24 protein-coding genes and 1 pseudogene are annotated in these 24,584 nt (G+C 60.8%); 12 read left to right on the top strand and 13 right to left on the bottom strand.

Features of this window, described 5'->3' with window-relative positions:
* The first annotated feature begins 53 nt into the window (after window positions 1-53).
* Window positions 54-560, top strand: coding sequence for a sigma-70 family RNA polymerase sigma factor (locus GV827_RS10115; RefSeq protein WP_386331319.1), 507 nt, complete (start codon window positions 54-56; stop codon window positions 558-560).
* Between the two features lie 9 nt (window positions 561-569).
* Window positions 570-1,208 (top strand): ChrR family anti-sigma-E factor, encoded by a 639-nt coding sequence (locus GV827_RS10110; RefSeq protein ID WP_164353687.1) that lies wholly within the window; start codon window positions 570-572, stop codon window positions 1,206-1,208.
* Window positions 1,209-1,248: 40 nt separating this feature from the next.
* Here GV827_RS10110 and GV827_RS10105 read toward each other — a convergent pair whose 3' ends face one another.
* The 4 genes from GV827_RS10105 to GV827_RS10090 all read right to left on the bottom strand — a co-directional run bounded on the left by GV827_RS10105 (window position 1,249) and on the right by GV827_RS10090 (window position 6,063).
* Entirely contained in the window at window positions 1,249-2,490 is a 1,242-nt protein-coding gene (locus tag GV827_RS10105; RefSeq protein WP_164353686.1) for a DNA recombination protein RmuC, read from the bottom strand.
* Window positions 2,487-4,328, bottom strand: coding sequence for a DNA mismatch repair endonuclease MutL (gene mutL / locus GV827_RS10100; protein WP_164353685.1), 1,842 nt, complete (start codon window positions 4,326-4,328; stop codon window positions 2,487-2,489). Before mutL ends, GV827_RS10105 begins: the two co-directional genes overlap by 4 nt.
* A gap of 146 nt (window positions 4,329-4,474) precedes the next feature.
* Complete coding sequence (locus GV827_RS23370; protein WP_204325827.1) at window positions 4,475-5,446, bottom strand: LysM peptidoglycan-binding domain-containing protein; 972 nt, start codon at window positions 5,444-5,446, stop codon at window positions 4,475-4,477.
* Entirely contained in the window at window positions 5,443-6,063 is a 621-nt protein-coding gene (locus GV827_RS10090; protein WP_164353684.1) for a rhodanese-like domain-containing protein, read from the bottom strand. Before GV827_RS10090 ends, GV827_RS23370 begins: the two co-directional genes overlap by 4 nt.
* Window positions 6,064-6,468: 405 nt before the next feature.
* Here GV827_RS10090 and deoC point away from each other — a divergent pair, with 405 nt between their 5' ends.
* Together deoC and GV827_RS10080 are read left to right on the top strand one after the other, a co-directional pair.
* Window positions 6,469-7,482 (top strand): deoxyribose-phosphate aldolase, encoded by a 1,014-nt coding sequence (deoC, locus tag GV827_RS10085; protein ID WP_164353683.1) that lies wholly within the window; start codon window positions 6,469-6,471, stop codon window positions 7,480-7,482.
* A 51-nt stretch (window positions 7,483-7,533) separates the two neighbouring features.
* Window positions 7,534-9,876 (top strand): aldehyde dehydrogenase family protein, encoded by a 2,343-nt coding sequence (locus GV827_RS10080; protein WP_164353682.1) that lies wholly within the window; start codon window positions 7,534-7,536, stop codon window positions 9,874-9,876.
* Between the two features lie 167 nt (window positions 9,877-10,043).
* Here the strand turns inward: GV827_RS10080 and GV827_RS10075 are convergent, their stop codons facing one another.
* The 6 genes from GV827_RS10075 to GV827_RS10050 all read right to left on the bottom strand — a co-directional run bounded on the left by GV827_RS10075 (window position 10,044) and on the right by GV827_RS10050 (window position 17,207).
* Complete coding sequence (locus tag GV827_RS10075; protein ID WP_164353681.1) at window positions 10,044-11,360, bottom strand: M16 family metallopeptidase; 1,317 nt, start codon at window positions 11,358-11,360, stop codon at window positions 10,044-10,046.
* A complete protein-coding gene (locus tag GV827_RS10070; RefSeq protein WP_164353680.1) occupies window positions 11,357-12,700 on the bottom strand; it encodes a M16 family metallopeptidase in 1,344 nt (447 codons plus the stop codon). Before GV827_RS10070 ends, GV827_RS10075 begins: the two co-directional genes overlap by 4 nt.
* A 102-nt stretch (window positions 12,701-12,802) precedes the next feature.
* Window positions 12,803-13,306, bottom strand: coding sequence for a DUF3035 domain-containing protein (locus GV827_RS10065; RefSeq protein ID WP_164353679.1), 504 nt, complete (start codon window positions 13,304-13,306; stop codon window positions 12,803-12,805).
* 52 nt (window positions 13,307-13,358) lie between these two features.
* Window positions 13,359-13,847, bottom strand: coding sequence for a signal peptidase II (gene lspA / locus GV827_RS10060; RefSeq protein ID WP_164353678.1), 489 nt, complete (start codon window positions 13,845-13,847; stop codon window positions 13,359-13,361).
* A gap of 8 nt (window positions 13,848-13,855) precedes the next feature.
* Window positions 13,856-15,442, bottom strand: coding sequence for a bifunctional phosphoribosylaminoimidazolecarboxamide formyltransferase/IMP cyclohydrolase (gene purH / locus GV827_RS10055; RefSeq protein ID WP_164353677.1), 1,587 nt, complete (start codon window positions 15,440-15,442; stop codon window positions 13,856-13,858).
* 16 nt (window positions 15,443-15,458) lie between these two features.
* Entirely contained in the window at window positions 15,459-17,207 is a 1,749-nt protein-coding gene (locus GV827_RS10050) for a heparinase II/III family protein (protein ID WP_164353676.1), read from the bottom strand.
* Between the two features lie 175 nt (window positions 17,208-17,382).
* On the opposite strand from GV827_RS10050, the gene GV827_RS10045 reads away from it, so the two are divergent.
* Window positions 17,383-18,135 (top strand): phosphate/phosphite/phosphonate ABC transporter substrate-binding protein, encoded by a 753-nt coding sequence (locus GV827_RS10045; RefSeq protein ID WP_164353675.1) that lies wholly within the window; start codon window positions 17,383-17,385, stop codon window positions 18,133-18,135.
* Here GV827_RS10045 and GV827_RS10040 read toward each other — a convergent pair whose 3' ends face one another.
* On the bottom strand, window positions 18,136-19,410 hold the full coding sequence (locus tag GV827_RS10040; protein ID WP_164353674.1) for an RsmB/NOP family class I SAM-dependent RNA methyltransferase: 1,275 nt from the start codon (window positions 19,408-19,410) through the stop codon (window positions 18,136-18,138). It abuts the gene before it with no gap.
* A 251-nt stretch (window positions 19,411-19,661) separates the two neighbouring features.
* On the opposite strand from GV827_RS10040, the gene GV827_RS10035 reads away from it, so the two are divergent.
* On the top strand, window positions 19,662-19,817 hold the full coding sequence (locus GV827_RS10035; RefSeq protein ID WP_164353846.1) for a DUF1674 domain-containing protein: 156 nt from the start codon (window positions 19,662-19,664) through the stop codon (window positions 19,815-19,817).
* Window positions 19,818-19,832: 15 nt separating this feature from the next.
* On the opposite strand, the gene GV827_RS10030 is transcribed toward GV827_RS10035, so the two are convergent.
* Window positions 19,833-20,189: a dihydrodipicolinate reductase gene (locus tag GV827_RS10030; protein WP_164353673.1), complete on the bottom strand. Its 357-nt coding sequence runs from the start codon at window positions 20,187-20,189 to the stop codon at window positions 19,833-19,835.
* Between the two features lie 77 nt (window positions 20,190-20,266).
* Window positions 20,267-21,088 (bottom strand): 4-hydroxy-tetrahydrodipicolinate reductase, encoded by an 822-nt coding sequence (gene dapB / locus GV827_RS10025; RefSeq protein WP_164353672.1) that lies wholly within the window; start codon window positions 21,086-21,088, stop codon window positions 20,267-20,269.
* Window positions 21,089-21,175: 87 nt separating this feature from the next.
* Here dapB and rbfA point away from each other — a divergent pair, with 87 nt between their 5' ends.
* From rbfA to GV827_RS23995, 6 genes and pseudogenes are all read left to right on the top strand, one after another.
* The gene (gene rbfA / locus GV827_RS10020) at window positions 21,176-21,592 is read left to right on the top strand and encodes a 30S ribosome-binding factor RbfA (RefSeq protein ID WP_164353671.1); all 417 of its coding nucleotides are present in this window, start codon (window positions 21,176-21,178) and stop codon (window positions 21,590-21,592) included.
* Window positions 21,589-22,326, top strand: coding sequence for a phosphodiester glycosidase family protein (locus GV827_RS10015; RefSeq protein ID WP_164353670.1), 738 nt, complete (start codon window positions 21,589-21,591; stop codon window positions 22,324-22,326). Before rbfA ends, GV827_RS10015 begins: the two co-directional genes overlap by 4 nt.
* A 78-nt stretch (window positions 22,327-22,404) precedes the next feature.
* Window positions 22,405-23,307, top strand: a complete 903-nt coding sequence (gene truB, locus GV827_RS10010) for a tRNA pseudouridine(55) synthase TruB (protein WP_164353669.1) — start codon at window positions 22,405-22,407, stop codon at window positions 23,305-23,307.
* Between the two features lie 115 nt (window positions 23,308-23,422).
* Window positions 23,423-23,947, top strand: a complete 525-nt coding sequence (locus tag GV827_RS10005; RefSeq protein WP_164353668.1) for a DUF1643 domain-containing protein — start codon at window positions 23,423-23,425, stop codon at window positions 23,945-23,947.
* A 107-nt stretch (window positions 23,948-24,054) separates the two neighbouring features.
* Window positions 24,055-24,327, top strand: a complete 273-nt coding sequence (locus GV827_RS23595; RefSeq protein ID WP_235930314.1) for a hypothetical protein — start codon at window positions 24,055-24,057, stop codon at window positions 24,325-24,327.
* Window positions 24,328-24,336: 9 nt separating this feature from the next.
* Window positions 24,337-24,576: pseudogene (locus tag GV827_RS23995) on the top strand (calcium-binding protein); the annotation flags it as partial.
* Window positions 24,577-24,584 lie beyond the last annotated feature (8 nt).

Below are 24,584 nucleotides of genomic sequence, written 5' to 3'. Positions count from 1 at the left end.
AAAGACCAATCCAAAAAACGTTGTCTGGATCAGACCCTGACTGGGTTGCGCTGATGCAGCGTGTCCGGGATCATCAGGACCGCGCCGCATTCAGTGATCTGTTCACGCATTTCGCGCCACGTATCAAAGGGTTTCTGATCAAATCCGGTGCCGATGCCACGATGGCAGAGGAATGTGCGCAGGACGTCATGACGACGCTCTGGCGCAAGGCAGACCAGTTCGACCCGACCCGCGCTTCGGTTGCGACTTGGATTTTCACCATCGCCCGAAACCGCCGCATTGACATGTTGCGCCGCCAGAACCGGCCAGAACCGGAAGAACTGCCCTGGGGCCCGGAGCCCGAGCCTGATCAGGCTGACGTCATTGCGTTGCAGCAGGACAGCGTCTTGCTGACAGAGGCGCTCAAGACCCTGCCTGCGCAACAGCGCGACCTTATTGAAAAAGCCTACTTCGGTGATCTCACCCAATCCGAGATTGCCAGCCTCACCGGTCTGCCCCTAGGCACGATCAAATCCCGTATCCGACTGGCGCTGGACCGCCTGCGCCATCTTATGAAGTGACGACCTGACATGAATATCAAACATCATCTCCAAGACGACACGCTTTTGGCCTACGCCGCAGGCAACCTGCCCGAAGCGTTTAATCTGATCGTTGCAGCGCATGTGTCGCTGTGCGACGAATGCCGCGCCGTTGTCGAAAGCTACGACAGCATTGGCGGTGCAATCATCGACAATACCGAAGTCGCCGATGTGTCAGCCGACAGTCTCGCGCAGACACTCGCGCGTCTCGATACTGTAACGCGTGAACCCCGCAGTACGCCGCGGCCCGGCACATTGCCTGCGCCTGTCCAGAACTACATCGGCGGCGATCTTGATGCGGTGCGCTGGCGCCCTGTTGGCATGGGCGTAAAACAGGCGATCCTGTCGACATCGGATACCGCCTCGGCACGGCTTTTGATGATCCCTGCGGGCGTCGCCATTCCGGATCACAGCCACGAGGGCACCGAAATGACGCTGGTCCTGAAAGGCGCATTTCAAGACGAGGATGACCGCTTTGCCCGTGGTGATATCGAGGTTGCGGATGGGTCCGTGTCACATACGCCCGTCGCGGACATTGGCGAAGACTGCATCTGCCTTGCCGTGACCGAAGCCCCCCTGAAGTTCAAAGGGTTCCTGCCGAAAGTGGTCCAGAAACTCGTGCGGATCTAAATACGAAGGACGGTCCCATCTCGCCAACGGGGGGACCGTTTCAGCCCTCCGGCTTGGTCAAAGGCACGACCGTCGAGGTCGCTTTGTCCGCCTCCAGTTCCTCGAAATCAAAGTTGTGCAGACGTCCGGCACGCTTTGCTGCTTTCTCGGACGAGATCATGATCTCGTCCACATCCTTGCGGGCCTGTCCAAAGTGGCGATCCAGATTGCCCACCCTTGTGACCATCCGCTCAACGTCCCCGTGCAGGGCGCTCAATTCCTTGCGGATGGCGCCTGCCTGCTCACGCATCCGCGCGTCCTTGAGGATGGCGCGCATGGTGTTCAATGTTGCCATGCAGGTTGTCGGGGATACGATCCACACCCGCTTTTCAAATCCGTATCGCGTCAGTTCGCCAAAGTTCGAGTGCAATTCGGCATAGACGGCTTCGGATGGCAGAAACATCAGCGCACCGTCTGCCGTCTCACCCTCGATGATGTATTTGTCAGAAATCGCGTCGATGTGCGCTCTGACCGCGATCCGCATCGCCCGCGCCGCTTCTTTCAAAGCATGCTCCGTTTCGGCCCGCCGTAACGCCTCGTAGGCTTCCAACGGAAATTTGCTGTCGATCACGATGGGGCCGGGCGGGTTCGGCAGGTGGATCAGACAATCCGGCCGTTTGCCATTGCTCAAGGTGGATTGCAGCGAATAGCTGTTCGCGGGCAGCGCTTTTGACACGATATCGTGCAACTGGATTTCACCGAAGGACCCGCGCGTCTGCTTGTTGCTCAGAATGTCCTGCAAGCTCAACACGTCGCCACTCAGCTTGGTGATATTGTCCTGTGCCTTGTCGATGGCCGCCAGCCGTTCCTGTAACTGGGTCAGACTGGTTGTCGTCTGTTTGGAGGTGCCGTGCAGCGTCTGGTTCATCCGCTCTTGCATCTCGGATAAGGACCGCGCTGATTTCACCGCATTATCGGCCAGCCGGTCCTGCATCTGCTGTTGCACATGCGCCAGCCGCGCCTCAACGGTCTGGATCATCTGCGCCTGCGCAGTCGCCTGCGTGTCCGAGACCACCTGAATGCTGCCCTGCAACTGCGCCTGATTGGCACCCAACTGCTGAACCTGCCCTCCCAGCATTTGCATCTGCTGGCCCAGCGGCGCGACCATTTGCGCCGAACGCCCCGCCCCGCGCACCGCCATGATAAGCAGGACCAGTATCAGCAGCACGACCGCCCCCGCGACAAGCGTTGCGATCACGATGGGATCATTCAGTTGATATGTCACGCCGCCGATTTCGATCATGTGCGCCCGAAGAGCCGCTCGATATCGGCCAGCTTGAGTTCAACGTAAGTGGGCCGCCCGTGGTTACACTGCCCCGAATGCGGCGTCGCCTCCATCTCGCGCAAAAGCGCGTTCATTTCCTCGGCGCGCATCCAGCGGCCTGATCGGATCGACCCGTGACAGGCGATCCGGCTGAGGATTGCCTCGATCTTGGCCTGCAAAAGGTTGCTGTCGTTCTGATCGGAAAGTTCATCCAGAATATCCAAAAGCAGGGCTCGCGCGTTCACCTCACCCAATATCGCCGGTGTCTCGCGCACCGCAATCGCGCTTCCGCCAAAGGCTTCGATTCCCAGCCCAAAGCGGGCCATCTCATCCGCCAGCTCCAGCAGCCGCGCACAATCTGAGGCTGACAACTCCACGATCTCGGGGATCAGCAGGGCCTGCGCGGCCACGCCGTTCTTTGCCATCTGGCGCTTGAGTTTTTCGTACACCAACCGTTCATGCGCGGCATGCTGATCGACGATGACCATCCCCGTTGCTGTCTGGGCGATGATGTAATTCTCATGCACCTGCCCGCGGGCGGTGCCCAATGGATAGTCTTGCGGCTCTTCGCTTGTCTCAACGACCTGCTCCGCCGGTACATCGACACGCCCCCACATGCCCGCCGTTTCTGCAAACCCCGGTGATTGCGCCTGATAAGACGCGGTGCGTGCCCCGGCCGAGGGGCGGTCCATCTGGTAGACCCTTGCGCCGGAAGGTTCCGGCCGCATCGCGCCCAGGGTCGCGCCCGCCACCGTTGTTGATGCTCTGTGTCCCGCCTCTGCCAGCGCGTGGCGCAGGGCCGAAACGATCAGCCCCCGCGCCAGACCCGGATCACGGAACCGCACCTCTGATTTCGCCGGATGGACGTTCACGTCCACCAGATTGGGGTCACAGTCCAGAAACAATGCCGCTGCCGGATGCCGGTCCCGGCTGAGGAAATCGAAATATGCACCGCGCAACGCGCCGACCAACAGCTTGTCGCGAACCGGACGCCCATTGACGAAAAGGTACTGCGCCACGGCAGAGCCCCGCGAATAGGTGGGCAAGGCCGCAAAACCGGTCAGATGAAGCCCCTCGCGCGTGGCGTCGATGGCCAGGGCGTTCTCGGCAAACTCGCGGCCCAGTACCTGCGCCAGACGGCCATGCAGCGCATCAAAGAGATCGCCCTGTTCGGCACCGACGCCAAACACCTCACGCCCCGGACCGTCACCCGAGACATCGCGCAGCGTGAAACTGACGAAAGGTTCGGCCATGGCCAGCCGCTTGATGACGTCGCCGATCGCCTGCGCCTCGGCCCGGTCCGTGCGCAGGAACTTCAGCCGCGCAGGCGTCGCATAGAACAGATCACGCAGGCTGACGACCGTTCCGCCATTCAGCGCGGCGGGCCGTACCGCTTCGGCCTTGCCGCCGCTGACGATAATCTCTGCCCCGCCCTGCCCCGCGCAGCGACTGGCAATGGTCAGTCGTCCCACCGCCCCCAAAGACGGCAAAGCTTCACCGCGAAAACCGAAGGTGTGAATGTTCAGCAGGTCCGTGCCGTCGATCTTGGAGGTCGCGTGCCGTGACAGGGCAAGCGGCAAATCATCCGGCGCGATGCCACAGCCATCATCCGTCACCCGGATCAGGGTCTTGCCGCCATCCGCGTATTCCACCGTGATACGCCGCGCACCGGCGTCGATGGCGTTCTCGACCAGTTCCTTGACTGCCGAGGCTGGCCGCTCGACCACTTCGCCCGCCGCAATCCGGTTGATCGCGGCCTCGTCCAGTTGTCGAATGACAGGGCGATTATCGCCTATGTTGGGGTGCGGGTAAGCCATGCCGCAAAACCTAGCATGCGGCGGACCAAGACTGAACCCGATTCGGACGGCAAGACGTGCAAGCGTACCAGCTTGCAGAAAAGCGAACGGGCCGTCACTGGGGAGACGGCCCGTTGCCAGATTGACTGCGGCGACTGTGTTTATTGTTATGCTTTCGGAATTATTAGACGCTGGCCAATCTTTATCAGGTCAGGAGAACGCAGTTTCTCCCGGTTGGCCTCGAAAATGCGCAAGTACGCATTTGGGCGGCCATAGAATTGTAGGGAAATGTAGGCAAGGCTGTCGCCCGGCTCTACGGTATAGATGCGGTCACCCTTCACCTGTTGGGTATTGGCATCTGACGCGGCAAAGGCACGGCGGCTCATCTCGCGGGCGGCTTCGGCCCCTTCGGGCGTGCCGTCTTCGGCCAATGACGTCTGGATCAGGTTGAACAGCAGCGTATCAAGGTCAACGTTGCCATCCGCCGTGTTGAGTGAGGCTGGAATCTCAAGCTCGCCCTTCCGCGCGGCCTCAAGCAGCAGATTACCCATGCTCTGGCGAGTCATTTCCGCGTTGATCATCTCAAGCACCAGCCGTTTGCCGTTACCGTCGTCCCTGGCCTTGACGGTATAGACACCTGCCAACACGCCCTCGCGCAACATGCGCAACTTGTTGCGGTTGACGATGGCTTGTGCCTCGCGGGCTTTTTCGGCCAACTCCTGCTCTGTCAGCTTGCCAACAGTGCGCTTGGGTTGAAGTCCTTTGAGCACTGCTGCCTGTAGCGCCTCAATGTCTTCGGAGGCAGACTGACCACCAGAGACAGGAGTCAGAAGGTCCGCAGGACGAAGGCGCGTTACCGTCTGATCGTCCATCCCTTCTGTCACCGACACCGGCATTGCCTGCTGCGTTTCTGATGAGACCTTTGCAACCGTCTCAACCTGTTGCGGGCCCGCAAGCTGCAGGGCAACCAGGATACCCAAAACAAAAGTCAGCGTGCCAATAGATGCCACTGCAAGGATTGTCCCATTGACCGTCAAGCCGGTGCTCTGCGCGGTGTGGTACTGGACGGTTTCAGGCAAGACATAACTGTCGAATGTCACATGTGGCTGCACCGGATCTTGAAGGTTCTTGGTACTCATCCCAATCCCTCTTCAATCGTGAAGCCCAGAACAGACCAAACCTGCATGCCCCCACGATAGTATTTGATTTTTTCAGGTGGATAGCCTGCCGCAATCAGATGGCGGACCAATAGCCCTGCATCGTCGGTTGCCGGACCCTGATCATAGATCAGCAGGTGCTTTGCATCCGCATAATTGAAGACACCGTCGAATTCCCGCGCGCCAAGTGCGCGAAGTACGTCATCTCGGCCAAGGTTTCGGGGATCGACCACGCGGGGCGGCAACATAACGGAGCCGGGAATGAAACCTCCGACGCGGTCCTGTGATGCACGCGCATCCAGCGCCAACCCGATGTTGGTGCCGACCTTGGTCTCCAGAAACGCCAGCACCTGCGCCTCATCCACCGTATCAACACCATCAGCCGCCTTCATGGGGGCAATACATGCGTTCAGACATAGTTCTGAGGCCGAGACGAAATGGGTCACAAAGCGGAGTGCATCACGGTTGTCGCGGCGTATCTCAACGCGTTCGCCGTCAAAGATGAAGGATGCCTTCATCGCGACTGCACGCTCTTCGGCACTGCTTGCCGTCGCCGCAAGGAAAAGGACTATCGCCGCTTGAGCGGTCCACCTTCGCATATTGTCCCCCAGACATCATACCCGATTTAGTGTGTTTGGCTGGCAGGCTCCACACGCATTGGGTGTTTTGTCCATATATGCAAAGGATGATTCGCCCATGTCAAAGCAAAAACGAATCACTTTTCAAAAAACCTGCGAATCGGTGCGAGATTGATTCGCTTTTGCGGTTTTCATCAGGGTTCAGAACCCGACTGCCTCATAAATAGTGGCGCATATATCCAAGGGCAGCGCCACCTGCGTTCAAAGATTGCTGGCCGTCGTAATCTCCTCACTCCGGTCGCAGCGATGATCGGTGCAGATTTTGCCGAACACGATCATAGCCTCCAATCACCCCACGTCAGCCCCGCTTGCCAAAACAGTCACGCGCATGGCACTTTGTGCGCTCTGACCTGACCGGAGATGCCGATGGCTACCCCCTCACCCCACGTCCACGCCCGCACGCCGCAAACCGACGACGCACACCTGCCGCAGGTGACGGAGCCGCGCAATCCGGGCATGCCGCTTGATCTTAACTGGGTGCTGAGCGCGCAAGCCAACACCTCGGCGATTGAGCGTCTCGCAGGCACCATCGGTGCGCGCCGGTCGGTCAAGAAGGCCTATCAGGCGGCATGGCTTTTGAAGGCCGTGACCTGCATCGACCTTACGACACTGTCGGGCGATGATACGTCACGCCGGGTCGAGCGTCTCTGCGCCAAGGCACGGCAACCTGTCGCACCAGCCATTCTGGAAGCGCTGGGCGTAGGCCCGATCACCACCGGGGCCGTCTGTGTCTATCATGAGATGATCCCTGCCGCGGTCAATGCGCTGAAAGGGACCAACATCCCGATCGCCGCTGTCTCTACCGGCTTTCCGGCGGGGCTTTCCCCGTTCGAGCTTCGCCTCAAGGAGATCGAGATGAGCGTGGCCGCCGGTGCCACCGAAATCGACATCGTGATTTCGCGCCGCCATGTCCTGTCCGGCAACTGGCAGGCGCTTTATGATGAGATGGCCCAGATGCGTGCGGCCTGCGGCGAGGCTCATGTGAAGGCCATCCTTGCCACGGGTGAGCTTGGCAGCCTGCGCAACGTCGCGCGCGCTTCGCTGGTGTGCATGATGGCGGGCGCGGATTTCATCAAGACCTCGACCGGTAAGGAAAGTGTGAATGCCACCCTGCCCGTCAGCCTTGTGATGATCCGCGCGATCCGGGACTACTATGACCGCACGGGGATCCGCGTTGGCTACAAACCGGCAGGCGGCATTTCCAAGGCAAAAGACGCGCTGACCTATCTCGCGCTTGTCAAAGAGGAACTTGGCGACCGCTGGCTGCAGCCGGACCTCTTCCGCTTTGGCGCGTCATCGCTTTTGGGCGATATCGAGCGGCAGTTGGAGCATCATGTCACCGGGGCCTATTCGGCGGGGTATCGCCATGCCGCGCATTGAGGTGCGTGGTGGAGACCGTCGGAATATGAATTGTATTGGAAAGATGAAGAGATGAGCATCGCGGATATTTTCGACAGCATGGACTATGGCCCCGCCCCTGAATCCGCCGCCGAGGCGCTGGCCTGGCTGGTCGATCAGGGGGACCGGTTCGGCCATTTCATCGATGGTGCCTTCACCGCGCCGGGGGACGGGTTCGAGAGCCGCAATCCGGCGACGGGTGAAGTTCTGGCGACATTGACGCAGGCGACACAGGCCGATGTGGACGCCGCCGTGAAAGCGGCGTGCAAGGCGCAGCCGAGGTGGGAGAAGCTGGGCGGTCACGGGCGGGCCAAGGTGCTTTATGCCATCGCGCGGCTGTTGCAGAAACACAGCCGCCTTTTCGCGGTGCTCGAAGTGCTCGACAACGGCAAGCCGATCCGCGAAGCGCGGGACATCGACGTGCCGCTGGCGCAGCGGCATTTCTATTATCATGCCGGGATGGCGCAACTGATGGAAAGCGAACTGCCGGACGCGCAGGCACTGGGCGTCTGCGGGCAGATCATCCCGTGGAACTTCCCGCTGCTGATGCTGGCATGGAAGGTCGCTCCCGCGCTCGCCATGGGCAATACTGTGGTGTTGAAGCCTGCCGAATACACCTCTCTGACTGCGCTTTTGTTTGCCGACATTTGCCAGCAGGCAGGTGTGCCAAAAGGGGTGGTCAACATCGTCACCGGCGATGGTTCCGTTGGCGAAATGATCGTGGCATCGGAGGTGGACAAGATCGCCTTTACCGGCTCGACCGAAGTCGGGCGGCGTATCCGCGAGGCGACCGCAGGCTCAGGCAAGGCGCTGACCTTGGAGCTGGGCGGCAAATCTCCTTACATCGTTTTCGACGATGCCGATCTGGATTCAGCTGTCGAGGGGCTGGTCGACGCGATCTGGTTTAACCAAGGACAGGTCTGTTGCGCAGGCTCGCGCCTTCTGGTGCAGGAACCGGTGGCCGATCTGTTCTACGCCAAGCTGCGGCACCGGATGGACAAGCTGCGCATGGGCTCACCGCTGGACAAGAGCATTGACGTCGGCACGCTGGTCGATCCTGTGCAATTGCAGAGCGTCACGGAAATGGTGGCGGCAAACACGGCGGGGCATACCCATGTTGCCGACACGCCCCTGCCCGAGCAGGGGTGCTTTTATCCGCCGACGCTGATCACCGGTCTGAACCCTGCCGATACGCTGATGCAGGAAGAAATCTTCGGTCCCGTCCTCGTCGCAACCACCTTCCGCACTCCGGCCGAGGCCGTAGAGCTTGCCAATAACTCGCGCTACGGGCTGGCGGCGACCGTTTGGTCCGAGAACGTGAACCTCGCCCTTGATATCGCGCCCAAGCTGGCGGCGGGCGTGGTCTGGGTCAACGGGACCAACATGATGGACGCCGCTGCCGGGTTTGGCGGCGTTCGCGAAAGCGGCTTTGGACGTGAAGGGGGCTGGGAAGGACTGGCGGCTTATACCAAGCCAAAAGGGACCACCAAGCCGCTCAAGGAAATTGAACCGTTCACTGGCGAGGGTGGACCGGCAGATGGCGTCGACCGCACTGCCAAGCTGTATATCGGCGGCAAGCAAGCGCGCCCCGACGGCGGCTATTCCGCGCCGGTCTACGGCAAGGCAGGCAAGCTGTTGGGGCACGCCAGCATCGCAAACCGCAAGGACCTGCGCAACGCTGTCGAAGCAGCACATGCCGCAAAAGGATGGTCAAAGACAACGGGACACCTGCGTGCGCAGATCCTCTATTATATTGCAGAGAACCTTGATGCGCGGGCAGATGAATTCGCAGCACGGCTCGACGCCATGCAGGGCGGCAAGACCGGTGCGAAAGAGGTGGCGGCGTGCGTCAAACGTTTGTTCACCTATGCGGCTTGGGCCGACAAATACGACGGTCAGGTCCATGGTGTGCCGATCCGCGGCGTGGCCATTGCGATGAAGGAACCCGTGGGCGTCATCGGTGCGCTGTGCCCTGCAGAGGCACCCCTGCTGGGGTTGATCTCCTGCATGGCGCCTGCCATCGCGATGGGCAACCGCGTGATCCTGTCTGCGTCTGAGCCGTTTCCGCTGGCCGCAACTGACTTTATTCAGGTGCTGGAAACCTCGGACGTGCCTGCGGGCGTGGTGAACATCCTGACCGGACCGCAGTCCGATATTGCCGATCCGCTGGCGCGGCACATGGACGTTGACGCAGTCTGGTCTTTCGGGGCGAGCGCGTTGAGCGCAGTGATCGAAAAGGGATCGGCCACAAATCTCAAGCGGACTTGGGTGAACAACGGACACGCCCGCGACTGGATGGGCGCGGCTGGCGAGGGACATGCGTTTCTGCAGGCAGCAACAGAGGTCAAGAATATCTGGGTGCCTTATGGCGAATGACGGACAAGGGGCCGTCTGGGCGTTATCACGCTTGCCGATGGACCACTTGGACAACCGCCGCTGCGTCGCTTCCGTTTCTTTGAAAGACAATCAAAAAAGGGCTGTCCCTGCGGGGACAGCCCTTCTAACTTGTTACTTCTCAAGGTCTTGATGGACCCATTTACCTTCTATTCACCCACAGTTGTCTCTAGGCCCACGGGCTGACCCACGACCACGAAATGCAGACCTTCGGGGTCAAGCAGTTCATCCGCGACCCGCTTTACGTCGTCCAGCGTCACCGCTTCGACCTTGTCATTGCGGGTGGCGATATAGTCGATGGGCAGGCCCAGCATCTGCATTCCGACAAGGATGTTGGCAATCGGACCATTTCCGTCAAACCGCAGCGGATAGGCCCCGGTGATATAGGTCGTGGCGTCCTGCAGTTCCTTCTCTGACAGGCCTTCGGCCGCCGCCTTTTCCCATTCTTCGCGGATCACGGAGATGGCTTCGGCGATGCGGTCGTTCGAAGAACTGACCGACCCCATGTAGACATTCGCCAGATCGCGGCTCGCCAGATAGGAATACACGCCGTAGGTCAGGCCACGCTTTTCGCGAACCTCATCCATAAGGCGGCTTTCGAACCCACCGCCGCCCAGGACTTGATTCAGGACCAGAGCGGTAAAGAAATCAGGGTCGTCCTGCGCAATGCCAGGCTGTCCGAAGAGCGCGACGGACTGCGGCGTGGGGAAATCCACGACTGTAATACCTGCCGGAATGGTGACATTGGCCTGCGGTGGCATCGGCGCGCCGGTTTCCGGCAATGCACCTAACAAGTCATCCAGCAGCGGCCCGAGTTCTTCGGGGGTAATGTCACCAACCGCGCCAATGTAGATGCGGTCGCGTGCCAAGACTGCCTTGTGCGCCGCGATCAAATCGTCACGGGTCAGCGCAGTGACACTGTCGATCGTTCCATTTATCGAATAGGCGTAAGGATGATCGCCATAGGCGATCCTGGCAAAGGTCTCGCTGGCGATGTCGTTGGGGTCTTTCTGGTCGGATTGAATGATCGACAGCACCTGCCCGCGCACACGTTCGATGGCTTCGGCGTCAAAGCGCGGTTGCGTCAGCGCATCGCGCAGCAGGTCGATGGATGCATCGCGGTTTTCGGTCAGAAAACGGGCAGAGATCGAAACCGCGTCGCGGTCAACGTCAAAGCCGAAGCTGGTCGCCAGTTCCTCTTGCGCTTGGGCAAAGGCGCGTGCGTCCATATCGGCGGCCCCTTCTTCCAATAACGCAGTCATCAGGTTGATGGCGCCACGCTTTTCAGGATCATCCAGCGATGCGCCGCCGCGAAAGCGGATTTCGAGGGCAACAAACGGGATCGACGGTTCTTCGACCAACCATGCGGTCAGGCCGCCGGGGCTGGTGACTTCCTGAATGTCGACCTCGGCCCGCGCAGGCAGGCTGGCAAGGCATGTCAGGATAAGGGCGTAGATCAGTCTCATTGCGTGACCTCCTCTTTCATCAGCCATCCGGTAACGGACGTGCGCCTGTCAAAAACATCACGCGCAGCCTGCATGATGTCGTCCGCTGTGACCGCATCCAGAATACCCGGCCATGCCTGCACGTCCGCCACCGTCAGCCCGATGGCAAGCGCGCGGCCATAGCGGTTGGCAACACGTTCCGCATCGTCACGGGCATAGATCTGGTCTGCACGTATTTGCAGTTTGATACGGGCAAGCTGGTCGGCATCAACGCCGGTTTCGAGGAAGCTTTGCAAGGCGGCGTCCAGCGCATCTTCGGCCTCTTGCAGCGTCACGCCAGCGGCAGGGACGACCGCAAAATCAAACGTCGTGTCGTCAAGCGACCCGCCGTTGTAGAACGCACCGGTATAGGTCGCGATCTGGGTGTCAAACTGAAGCTTTTCAGCAAGGTATGACGTGGTGCCGCCGCCCAGTATCTCCGAAAGGATCGTGAGCGCCGCAGCTTTTTCCTGATCGCCCGGATCACGCTCTGGCGCGAGGTAAGACCGCGTCACATAGGGTTGAGCGACCCGCGCATCACGGAAAACCAAGCGACGCTCAGCGGTCTGAGGTGGCTCTTGCGTGCGAATGCGTTCTGGCAAGTCGGGGTTTGCCGGGATCACGCCGTAATACTTTTCTGCCAGTGTGCGGACCTCTTCGGGGTCCACATCGCCAGAAACAACAAGGATCGCGTTGTTTGGTGAATAGTAGGTCTCGTAGAACGACAGCGCGTCGTCCAGGTCAAGTTCCTCCATCTCGTGCCGCCAGCCGATGACCGGCGTGCCATAACGATGGTTCAGGTACTGCGCCGCGTTCACCTGTTCGTTAAACAGGGCACCGGGGGAATTGTCGGTCCGTTGGTTGCGCTCTTCAAGGATCACATCGCGTTCGGTTCGGATATTCTCTGGCGTCAGGCGGATGTTTTTCATCCTGTCCGCTTCCATTTCCATCATCAGCTCAAGCCGGTCGGCGGCGACACGCTGAAAATAGGCGGTGTAGTCATAGCTGGTGAATGCGTTATCGCGTCCGCCATTCAGGGCAACAGTGGCCGAGAATTCACCGGCTTCCATCTTGTCGGTGGCTTTGAACAGCAGGTGCTCAAGAAAATGCGCCACGCCGGACGATCCCTTGGGCTCATCCGCTGATCCGGCACGATACCAGACCATTTGCTGTACGGCAGGCGCGCGGTGGTCTTCGACCACGACGACTTCCATGCCGTTATCTAGCTTGAAGTACGTAACCGCTTCGTTATCGCTGGCAAGCGCCGCAACGGGCGCAAGCAGGAACGCCAAAAGGGCCGTCAGTTTCGGCAATCTGAACATGGTTCGTCCTTTAGGTTGTCGCATCTTGCAAAGAGGTACGTGCAGGCCCGCGACATTCAAGGCAAATGACAAATTTGTAAGGTGCGGTATTGCGTCCCGCCCCTACTGCGCCGGAGGTGCCGAAGGTGTGCGTGCCCCTGCACGGCGCCAGCGCGCCGCTTCGAGGTCGGCATCCAATGCTTCGCGGCGGTAAGCCTGATTGTAGCGGTCCACGGGCACGATCCGGATCTGTGTGAAACGCGCCTTGCGCTTGCGGAACAGTGCGTCGCGTTCAGCGAGTTCCTCGCGGATGTTGGCCGCGACCCCCAGACGGCTGACGTGCTGCACCAGCGCGCCGTCACTTGCAGGGATACCCCCATTTGCCGCCTCAACCCGGCCACCGAATGCCGTGATGCCTTCGTTTAGCGCGGAGCGATCAGTCAGGTTTGCCTGTCCCGGTGTAGGGGTCGGCAATTCCTTGTAGCTGGGCGGTGCTTCAAGCGGCTTGGACGGCTGGATCATGAATTCATCCGGCCCGTCCGAAGTGTTCTGCAAGTCCCGCAGACCCTTGTTGGCGCAGGCCCCAAGGACCAGCGGGATCAGGAGAAGCAAAAGGGTGCGGCGCATGTATCGTCTCCGTTCCGGTTGCCCCCGTGATATCGCAGTCGGACGGGCAATGTCACTTAGGTTTTTTGCCACCTGCTTTGGCGGGCTTTCGGGTGTCATCGCCAAAGAAGATCAGACCGATTGCTCCGGCGAAGATAAAGACATCGGCAACATTGTAGACAAACGGGTTGTTGAACCCGCAGCAGGAGTTGTTGAGAAAGTCGAGCACGTAGCCATAGATCAGACGGTCAAGCACGTTGGCAATCGCACCGCCGATCAGCAAACCGGCAGAAATCATCGCGATGCGGCGCAGCTTGGCGCGCCACGCCCAGATCAGCACGCCAAGTGAGATGACGACGGCAAGGATGATCAACACCCAGACGCTGATGCCGTCACCGAGCCCAAAGTTGATGCCCCGATTCTCGCCGTAGCGAAAATTCAGAACCGGGGGCAGAACGTCGATCTCGCGCACCCGCCAAAGCTGCCACATGTGGATCACCACATATTTGCTGATCTGGTCGATCAGAAAGGCCGCAATGGCTGAGATGGTAAGAAGACGCATCGCGGTGATCAGTGCCGGAAATGGCGCATGCCGGTAAAGACCATCGCCAGTCCTGCCTCATCTGCCGCGGCGATCACTTCGTCGTCGCGCATGGAGCCGCCCGGTTGGATCAGCGCGGTCGCCCCGGCCTTGGCAGCGGTGATCAGGCCATCGGCAAAGGGGAAGAACGCGTCAGACGCGACAACGGACCCTTGGGTCAGCGGTGCGGGCAGGCCCATCGCTTCGGCCATGTCCTGTGCCTTGCGGGCGGCGATGCGGGTGCTGTCCACGCGGCTCATCTGTCCGGCACCGACGCCGACGGTGGCACCATCCTTGACGTAGATGATGGCGTTGGATTTGACGTGTTTGGCGACGGTCCATGCGAACAGCATGTCGTTCAGTTCCTGCTCGGAAGGCGCGCGCTTGGTCACGACCCTGAGATCGTCGCGGGTGATGCGGCCCACGTCCTTGTCCTGCACCAGCCAGCCGCCGGACACCTGCCGCGCTGTCAGCTGCGCGGCGGTGGGGTCGGCCAGACCGTCGGTGGTCAGCAGGCGGAGATTTTTCTTTTTGGAGAAGACTTCGATCGCGTCGGCGTCCGCACCGGGAGCGATGACGACTTCGGTAAAGATGCCCGAGATGGCCTCGGCGGTTTCACCGTCAAGGGGTTGGTTCAATGCGATGATGCCACCGAAGGCGGAGGTGCGGTCGCAGTCGAAGGCGCGGGTATAGGCCTCGGTCAGGGTCTTGCCTGTTGCCACACCGCAGGGGTTGGCGTGTTTGATAATCGCGCAGGCGGGACCAGCATCGGGGGCGAATTCACTGACCAGTTCAAAGGCCGCGTCGGTGTCGTTGATGTTGTTGTAGCTGAGTTCCTTGCCCTGATGCTGCCTTGCTGTGGCCACGCCGGGGCGGTTCGAGCCATCGGTGTAGAAGGCAGCAGACTGATGCGGGTTCTCGCCGTAGCGGAGCGTTTGCGCCAGCGTGCCGCCAAAGGTGCGGCGGCGCGGTGTGCCATCGACCTGCCCCGCCATCCAGGTGCTGACAGCGGTGTCATAGGCCGTGGTCCGGGCATAGGCGGTTTGGGCAAGGCGCTGGCGCAGGGCATAGGCTGTCGCGCCATCGTTGGCGGACATTTCCTCGATCACGGCGGCATAGTCTTCGACGTCAACAACAACGTTGACGAAACCGTGGTTCTTGGCTGCTGAGCGGATCATGGCCGGACCGCCGATGTCGATGTTTTCGATCACCTCGTCGTATGCCGCACCTTTGGCCACCGTCGCCTCGAAGGGATAGAGATTGACCACAACAAGGTCGATGCCACCGATGTTATGTTCGTTCATCGCCGCCACGTGGTCATCGTTGTCACGCAACGCCAGCAAACCGCCATGGACGACCGGATGCAGCGTTTTCACGCGACCATCCATCATCTCGGGAAAACCTGTGACCTCGGCCACGTCCTTGACCTCAAGCCCTGCGTCGCGCAGTGCCTTTGCCGTGCCCCCGGTGCTCAGCAATTCGACGCCGTGACCGGCCAGCGCCTTGCCCAGACCCTCCAGTCCGGTCTTGTCGGAAACGGAAAGCAGGGCGCGTTTGACGGCTACGAGATCGGGCATTTTTCGGGTCCTTCGGTCAGATTTCTTCCAGGTACGGCTCGTCCATGGACAAGTCACGCACGCCAATCGCAGTTTCCTGCGCTTTGGACAAGGACCACCGGACACGGGTGGCATAGGTAAAGGCCATGCCAGACAGCACGATCTGCTGCGCGGCTCGGGGTTTCAGACGTGTCGTCTCAAGATAGGCGCCCGGTTCAAGAGTCAGGTTGTGGACACCGTCGTGGCGAAACACCCAGACCTCACCGCTTTTGAGCGCCATCGAGACGGCCGCGCCGCCAAGGTCCAGTGTTGCGTCCACGTCCGGGTGCAGATGAAAGCGGATATCGAACCGGATTCCCTTGAGCTTGCCCGCGTCAAGCGCCGCGTCAAAACGGCGTTTGTCGGCATCTTCCATGGCAAACAGCATGTCTTCGCCCGCGAGGCCCCGGCCATCAAGCGTCAGTTCCAAGGTACGCGCGTGGGTCAGGCCATGGGAAGGAACGTAGCCGTCATGCCCGCCCTGAAAGCGAATGCCGTCCGTGATGGGCGATATTTCCACAGGCACGTGTTTTGGCGTGTTGATCAACGCCTCATAGCCGGTTGCCGGGTCCGGGTCAGCCAGCCGGGCGCTGGAATAGCCGCCAAGGCTGAGCGTGGAGTGCGACGGGGTGGCGCGCCCTGCCCTGCGCCAGTCCAGACCAAAAGAAGAGCCTGAGCCGCAGTTCACGATCAGCGGACGACGACCGGACGTCAGTTCAAACGCGAGCGTCGAGGCGTGGGCGTTTGCAGAGGCGGGCCCGGTCGGAGGAGCAGCGGCATCAACGACGATGCTGGTACGCCCCCCCGACAGGCGCGCATATCCCATCGCCAGCCCGCTGGGTTGACCGCCCTTGACGCCGCTGGCTGCCAACGCGTGATCCAGCCACCCTTCGATGCCGCGTCCGCCACCGTGGAAACGGGCCAGCGCCCCATCCGAGTGCCGCAGGGAGCGCAGGGTGGGCGCGATGCGCTCAATGGCTTCAAGGTGCTCGGTGGGCGTGCCGCGCCCTGCGTCACTAAGCGCCGCCGCCGCCCAGGTCAGCAGCGTGAAAACCGCCAGCAGTTCTTCGGGGTTGCGTGTAGGCAAACCGCCCTGCGCGTCAATCTGGCTTTTGCATTCGCGGGCCAATGCCCTGATCGCGGGGCCGGCAAGCGCTTCTTGTCCCTCAAGGGAAAGGCCCGCGTAGATCAATCCCGTCAGCGCCTCGAAACGTGGCAACCCCGGGGCCGCGCCCCGCCAGCGGCGCGACAGGAAAAGGGTTTGCTGTTCCAGCGAACGATAGAAGGCTCTGCTTTGTTCGGATTCCTGACCGCGCAGTACAAAAATCGCGTGATTGATCCACCGGATGAGACGGCGACCGGTCAGATCCGGGCTCCACCCCGGTCCGCGCCCTTTGCCAAAGCGGTCGATCCATTCCCAGAGCCATGTCTGTGCCGCCTGTCTTGCGGCAATGTCACCCACGGCGGCGAGGTCATCGAGCCATGCAAACCCCTGCAATTCAGCCGCATAGGCAGTGTCAGGCGGGGTCACGTCCCACAGACTGTGGCCGGGTGCGTTGATAAGCGTGCCAGCAAACAGATAATTGCCCGCAATCAGCTGCCGACCACGTGCAAAAGATCCGATTGTGCGCGGCTCTGGCGACGAGACGAAACCCTTGACGCTGGCCTTGGCACGCGTCGCAAGACGCGCGTGGACCGCGTTCAAAATCCGCGCCTGGCGCGCTTTCAGGGTGGTTAGGTTGACCATAAATCGACTGCCCTTGACGCTCTTTTGGCGTTTGGCGGGATCATAGACCGGGTGCAAGTGGGAGTCACCGGTTTTTGGTGACCAGAAACAGAATCGGCGGGATTGGTCGTATTGCGTCTGTTGTCTGACCCCGCCTGAAGCTAGGTTTCGACGCAGTGAAACCGATGAGGCCCGGATGATCGCCAGCCTGATGATGTACGCCAGACCAGAGCTTGAGGCCGCCCACAGGCGGTATTGGGCGCTGATCCGGCACTCATTGGCCGCACGCGGGATTGATGCGCATGAGACCCTGTCGAACGACATTGAAGAGTTCGCGGTGTGGGAGGCGCCCGATCTGATCCTGAGCCAAACCTGTGGGATGCCCTACCGCTTGAGCCTGCATGGCAAGGTTCAGTTGGTCGGCACCCCTGATTTCGGCGTCGAAGGATGCCCGCAGGGGTATTATCGAAGCGCAATTGTGGTGCGGGCAGATGATGCGCGCCTTGATCTGGCGGCGTTTCGGGATGCGCGGTTTGCATATAATCAGACAATCTCGCAATCCGGATACGCAGCACCTTATGCGGTCGCGCAAAGGCATGGGTTCTGGTTCGCCAACCGGGAACAGAGCGGCGGGCACATCAAGTCGGCCAAGGCTGTGGCCGAGGGGCACGCGGACATCGCTGCGATTGACGCTGTGACGTGGCGGTTCATCGAGCGGTATGACGATTTTGCAAGACATCTGCGGGTTCTGGAATGGACACCGGCCACGCCGGGTCTGCCTTATATCACCGCACTGAACATGAACGCGGCACGGATTTTCGACGCTGTCTCTGACGCGATTGCCCAACTGGCTACGGACGACAGGGAAACCCTGTCCCTGCGGGGCTTGGTGAGCATTGAGGCGGCAGACTACCTTGCCATCGCAAACCCGCCAATGCGCGACAACTGATCAACCTGCCTTGCGCAAACAGGCGATGTAAAAGCCGTCCATCCCGCCAAAGTCTGACCAGTAGTCTGGGCGCAGGCGCAGCCCACCTTCGGTGGTGATCCAGCTGCTGTCTATGCCCGGCAGGCTAAGGACGCTGCTGTCCACCTGCATGTCCTGATGTTTTTCAAGCGCCTCGTCCACCTGCACTTCGCCCTCGTCCGGGAGCAGGCTACAGGTGCAAAAGACCATGCGGCCACCGGGTTTCAGCAATGTCCAGGCATGGTCAATCAACTCGGTCTGCAGTTCGATCAGCGCGCCGAATTCGGATCCATCCTTGGCATAGGGCAGGTCAGGGTGGCGACGGATCGTACCAGTGGCTGAGCATGGCGCGTCCAGAAGGATGGCATCAAAGCTGCCTTTGACGGCGCGCGCGTCCTTGGTCAGCGTCTTGGCGGCAAGGCCGGTGCGCGACAGGTTCTCTTTCACGCGGACCATGCGCGGAATGGAATCGTCCACCGCCGTCACATCGGCCCCCGCAGCGGCAAGTTGCATCGTTTTGCCGCCTGGTGCGGCGCAGAGATCAAGGATCGCTTCACCGGGCTTGGGGTCAAGGATGCGCACGGGCAAGGCTGCGGCCGCATCCTGCACCCACCAGTCGCCTGCCTCATAGCCGGGCATGGTGGAGACCTGACCGGGGTTGGTGATGCGCACCGTTCCTGTGGGCAGAAGTGTGCCGCCGGTCGCCTCAGCGACAGCCTGCGGATCGGTCTTGGCGGTGAGGTCCAGCGGCGCACCTTTGAAATGCGCAATCTCCATTGCGGCCATCGCGTCAGCACCCCATGCTTCAATCAGCGGGCCGCGCAGCCATTTGGGCAGACGCGGCGCGCGGAGAGCATCCCACGCATCGGGTCCTTCGGCGGCGATTTTCCGCAGAACCGCGTTGGTCAGACCCTTCAGATGGCTGAGGCGCGGATGCTGGGCCACGAGATTGACCATCGCGTTGACGACACCATGTGCCGCACCGCCTTGGCACAGCTCAATGGTGCCGACGCGTAGAACATTGTGAATAGTCAGCGGTGGATATTTCTTGAGGTGTTTTTGCAGCAGACGGTCGGCACGTTCCAGACCACGCAGGGTTTCTGTCGCCAAACGCTGGGCGCGGGCGCGGTCATCAGGGGGCAGTTTTTCAAGCACCCCACCAGCCAGCAATTCCGACATCAGGCGTGGTTCATCACCCAAGATCTGATCAAGAAGGGACACAGCCCCCCTGCGCGCCTGAACGCCGGTTTGTGACATCTGAAGTTCCTATCCGGGTTGCCCGCAATGAGAAGCGACGTATATCAAAGGCAACAATGCCTCAAGAGGACGCAATGACCGAAGAGACGCAGAACACCCCGAGCGGCGCACCGGGACCAAGGCCGATCCCCGACACACCCGGACAACCCGCACCGACGCCGCAACCTGATCTGCCGGGCACACCGAGCCCTGATCCGGCTCCGCGCCCGCTTCCCGATCCGGCACCTGATCCGGGGCCGGACCCCAACCCCATTCCACCTGCTGCACAGCGTGCGCTGGCCGAGGCGGAAGAGCGACGTAAAAAAGCTGCGAAACTAGAGCTGCCGCCCGAACTGGGCGGCAGGGACGGGCCAGAGCCCGTGCGCTATGGAGATTGGGAGAAGAAGGGCATCGCCGTCGATTTCTAGGCGTTGCCGGACGGCTTATTGAAGGCGGAAGTCTGCGGACTGTCCGGTACCCTTGTCAGACGTGATGCGCACGCGCGCGCCGTCTGTTTTCACTTCCTGACAGTTGTAGCCCAGATCGTCGCCGCCCCATTCGAGGCTGCGGCAGAGATAGCCGTTTTCCCACGACCATTTGCCGGTCACTTCCCATGCCGCGCCTTTGCCGGCGATCCGACCATCCGGCAAGACCTGAATTTTCACGAGAGGTCGGGTCAGCGTCTTGCCTCCGACCAGCGCCACGAAATCATTGCGGGACGTCACCTGTTGAAACTCTGCAAATGCGGGCGTTGCGAACGCAAGAGTGGCAGCAAAGATAGTCATTGCAACACGTGTCATCGTGAGTCTCCTTTGCGGACGATTACAAAGATATACGCACGAAGTGCCGTTTTGGTTTCAGCACACCTGAAAAAAAGTTACGCAGGGTCAGAAAGACCCAGCACATCCAGCATGTCGTAGTGCCCCGGCGCGCGACCCTGCCCCCAAAGTGCCGCCTTGAGCGCGCCGCGTGCAAAGACAGTTCGGTCCGACGCAACATGGCGCAGGATGATCCGCTCGCCTGCGGCGGCAAACATCACATCATGTTCTCCGATGATGTCGCCGCCCCGGATGGCAGTGAAACCGATGTCGCCCTTCTTGCGTGCGCCCGTGATGCCGTCCCGGCCCCGGTCCGCCACGTCGGACAGTTTGACGCCGCGCCCCTCGGCAGCGGCCTCTCCCAGCATCAGAGCCGTGCCTGAGGGGGCGTCGACCTTTTGGTTGTGATGCGCTTCGATCACCTCGATGTCGTAGTCATCGTCGAGGGCGGCGGCGACCCGCTTGGTCAGCTGGGTCAGCAGGTTGACGCCAAGGCTCATGTTACCGGCGCGGATGATGGTCGCTTTGGAGGTAAAGGGATCAAGTGCCGCAATTTCATCATCCGTCATACCCGTGGTGCCGATCACATGCACGATGCCCGCGCTAGCCGCAAATTCGGCAAACTGAATCGTGGCCACAGGGGCGGTAAAGTCGATCACGGCGTCCGCCCCTGCGATCGCGGCTTGCGCGTCGTCGGTTACGCTGATTCCCAAGGCAGAGCCCCCCATCGCCTCGCCCACATCACGGCCGATCCAGTCATGGCCCGGACGTTCAATCGCGCCGCTGAGGTGCATGCGGTCAGAGGCGTTTACCAGCGATATCAGTGTCTGGCCCATGCGGCCTGAAGCGCCGGTCACGGCAACGCGTATGGATTGGGACATCCGGGGCTCTCCTTCAACAAAGTTCCGCCTGCTTTACCCCGCGCGCCCCCGCTTGGCAAAGAGAATGGGAGCGCTTAGGTAGGGGTTATGGCTAAGAACAAGTTTCATGAGGGCGCAGGCCCGTCGCAACGCCAGCTGCGCGTGGGCGAGACAATCCGGCGGGCGCTGTCCGAGGTATTGGCGCGTGGCGATGTGCACGATCCCGATCTCAATCGCATGTCGATCACCGTAGGCGAGGTCCGCACCTCTCCCGATCTCAAGATCGCCACGGCCTACGTGCTGCCCTTGGGCGGTCAGGGTCAGGACGAGGTGATTGAGTTGCTTGCGCGCAACAAGGGCGAGCTGCGGCGGCTGGTAGCCAAAAAGCTAACGCTGAAGTTTGCGCCCGATCTGCGATTCCGGCTGGACGAGACGTTTGACCAGATGGACGAGACACGGCGGATGCTGTCAGAGGACCGCGTGCGCCGTGACGCCGAAGCTCCGGACGGAGCAACCGAGGGATGATGCGAAGCCTTGCTGTCTGCTTGGCACTGCTGGCCCTGCCAGCGGCAGCGACGGAATGTCGGCAAGAAACGTATCAGAACAATGTCTACGCAATCTGCGAAGTTGATGCGATGTACGAGCGGCTTGAGCTTTTTCTGGCGGATGAGAATGGCGCGGTTTTTGGTCATTTCGGCAACATCGATGCCGCTTTGGCGAAAAACGGCCAGCGGCTTGGCTTTGCGACGAACGCGGGGATGTACCATGAGGATCGCCGTCCGGTGGGCCACTACATCGAGGACGGTATCGAAGTGCAGCGGGTGATACCGAACGCAGGCCCCGGCAACTTTGGATTGCTACCTAACGGTGTCCTGTGTCTGCGGGATGGCAGGGCCGATGTGTTTGAAACAACAGACTATCTGGATCAAGCGCCTGCATGCCGCGATGCCACGCAATCCGGGCCGATGCTGGTGATCGGTGGGGAGCTACACCCAAGATTCTTGGTGGACAGCACATCGAGGTACATCCGAAATGGCGTTGGCACCTCTGAGGACGGCACCCGCGCCGTCTTTGCAATTTCCGATACCACCGTCACCTTTCACGAATTCGGATCGCTGTTCCGCGACCATCTGGGGCTGAAGAATGCATTGTATTTCGACGGCAATATCTCGCGCATGCGCGCGCCGGATCTGGGCCGGAGCGGGTCTGGCTTTACCACTTTGGGGCCGATCATCGGCGTGGTTGAACCCGCCGAGTAGCGCCGAAGGCCAAGAACGCTCTGGGCAGTCGGGGCGCATCACAGTATAGCGCGGGCGGAATTTATCAAAGAGGCTGACATGGGTCGCAAACGCAAGGGGCGGGATATATCGGGGTGGCTGGTGGTGGACAAACCCGCCGGGCCGACCTCAACCGCGGTCGTGAACAAGGTCCGTTGGGCGCTGGATGCCAAGAAAGCCGGGCACGCGGGCACACTTGATCCGGAGGCGACAGGAGTTTTGGCGGTGGCACTGGGCGAAGCAACCAAAACGGTGCCTTACATCACCGACGCCCTGAAAGCCTACGAATTCACGGTCCGGCTTGGGATCGCCACCAATACGGACGATGCGGAAGGCGAGGTTCTGGAAACCTCTGACCTGCGGCCCGATGACGACGAAATCAAAGCCGCGCTGGCGCAGTTCATCGGCGACATTGAACAGGTGCCGCCGCAATTCTCAGCCGTCAAGATTGACGGCGAACGCGCCTATAAACGCGCACGGGATGGCGAGGAAATGGAGTTGGCAGCGCGGCCTTTGTATGTCGAAAGCCTGTTGCTGGTCGACCGGCCCGATGCAGATCACGTCACGCTTGAGATGGTTTGTGGCAAGGGCGGCTACGTGCGGTCAATCGCGCGGGATTTGGGGCGCGCTTTGGGGTGTTTCGGGCATGTGCGGGAACTGCGCCGGATCTGGTCGGGACCCTTCGACGCCGCCGACGGGCTGACGCTGGATCAGATCGACGCGCTGGCGCGGACGCCTGAACTGGACGCCCATGTGTTGCCATTGGAGCAGGGGCTGGCGGACTTGCCAGAGGTCAAGGCGACCGCAGAAGGGGCAACGCGGCTGCGCAACGGGAACCCCGGCATGGTGATCGGCCATGATGTGGAATACGGCGATGAATGCTGGGCGTCGTTTGACGGGCAAGCGGTCGCTGTCGGGCGTTTCAAGGCAGGCGAGTTGCATCCAAGTCGGGTGTTCAACTGATACCTCATACGGTTTGGTGACGATGTTGAGCCGCAAGCAAGGTACCTTCCGCAGGACTGGCCGCTGACGGCTTTTCCAATTGCACCGCATCACCTGCACTGGCAGACAGCAGCGCATGATCACCCGGAGCCATACAAAGGGCGATGCGCCATCAACTGCCGTTTATTCGGAGTGTGAGCGATATCGCTATAGCCTGACACGGGTATGGAACCCGGCGGGCAAGCGGGTGCTGTTTGTCATGCTGAACCCATCGACCGCGACAGAGGTGGAAAACGACCCCACGGTCGAACGCTGTGAGCGTCGAGCAAGGCATCTGGGGTTCGGCGCGTTTCGCGTGACCAATATCTTTGCGTGGCGCGCAACCGACCCCCGTGACATGCGGGCCGCAGATGATCCGGTAGGGCCAGAGAATGACGCGGCCTTAACGGAAGCGGCAGATTGGGCGGATGAGATCATTGCCGCGTGGGGTGTGCATGGGGCGCATAAAGGGCGCGGACCAGAGGTCGCGCAATTGCTTGAAAGTCTGGATATGCCCGTCTTTCACCTTGGCCTGTCCAAAGCAGGCCATCCGAAACACCCGCTTTATCTGCCATATGCGCAAAGCCCGGTGCGCTGGGATTTGAATGCTGCGCGCGGTTAGATCCCCTTAACCAGTTCATCTCTTTGGTTTTGACCTGACGTCTAAGCTGTGGCTTTTATCTGACCCGCGACGACATGTCGTTTTCTCGAATGAGTTGAGGTCGTCTTATGTTGTGGCTGGCAGGATTGATGGGTCTGATGGCGGTAGGTGCTGCCGCCTATGTCGATATCGGCGACGATGTTCTGGACGATGACGTTCAGCAACCCTCGCCCACTTCACCCAATGTGACTCTGATCACGGCATCAGAGGCCTCTGATGCTGTCGCCGGGACGCAGGGCGATGACCGGATCAGCGCAGGCGACGGGAACGATCTGGTGGAGGCTGGCACAGGCGACGACGAAGCACGCGGCGACCGCGGAAATGATACACTGTTAGGCTAGGCGGGCAGCGACACCCTGATTGGCGATGACGGCGACGATGATCTTTTTGGCGGGTCCGAAGATGACACGCTGGTGGGTCAGAATGATGATGATTTCATGTATGGCGATGACGGCGATGACGCGCTGAACGGGTCAGAGGGCGACGATCAGTTGTCTGGCGGTACAGGAAACGATGCATTGTCGGGCGGTCTGGGCGACGACGCGTTGCGCGGCGACGCGGGCGAGGATACCCTTTTTGGTGGCGCAGGTGACGACAC

It is taken from the genome of Sulfitobacter sediminilitoris (genome assembly GCF_010667575.1).
Lineage (GTDB): Bacteria > Pseudomonadota > Alphaproteobacteria > Rhodobacterales > Rhodobacteraceae > Sulfitobacter > Sulfitobacter sediminilitoris.
This window is presented reverse-complemented; position numbering and strand designations above follow the sequence as displayed.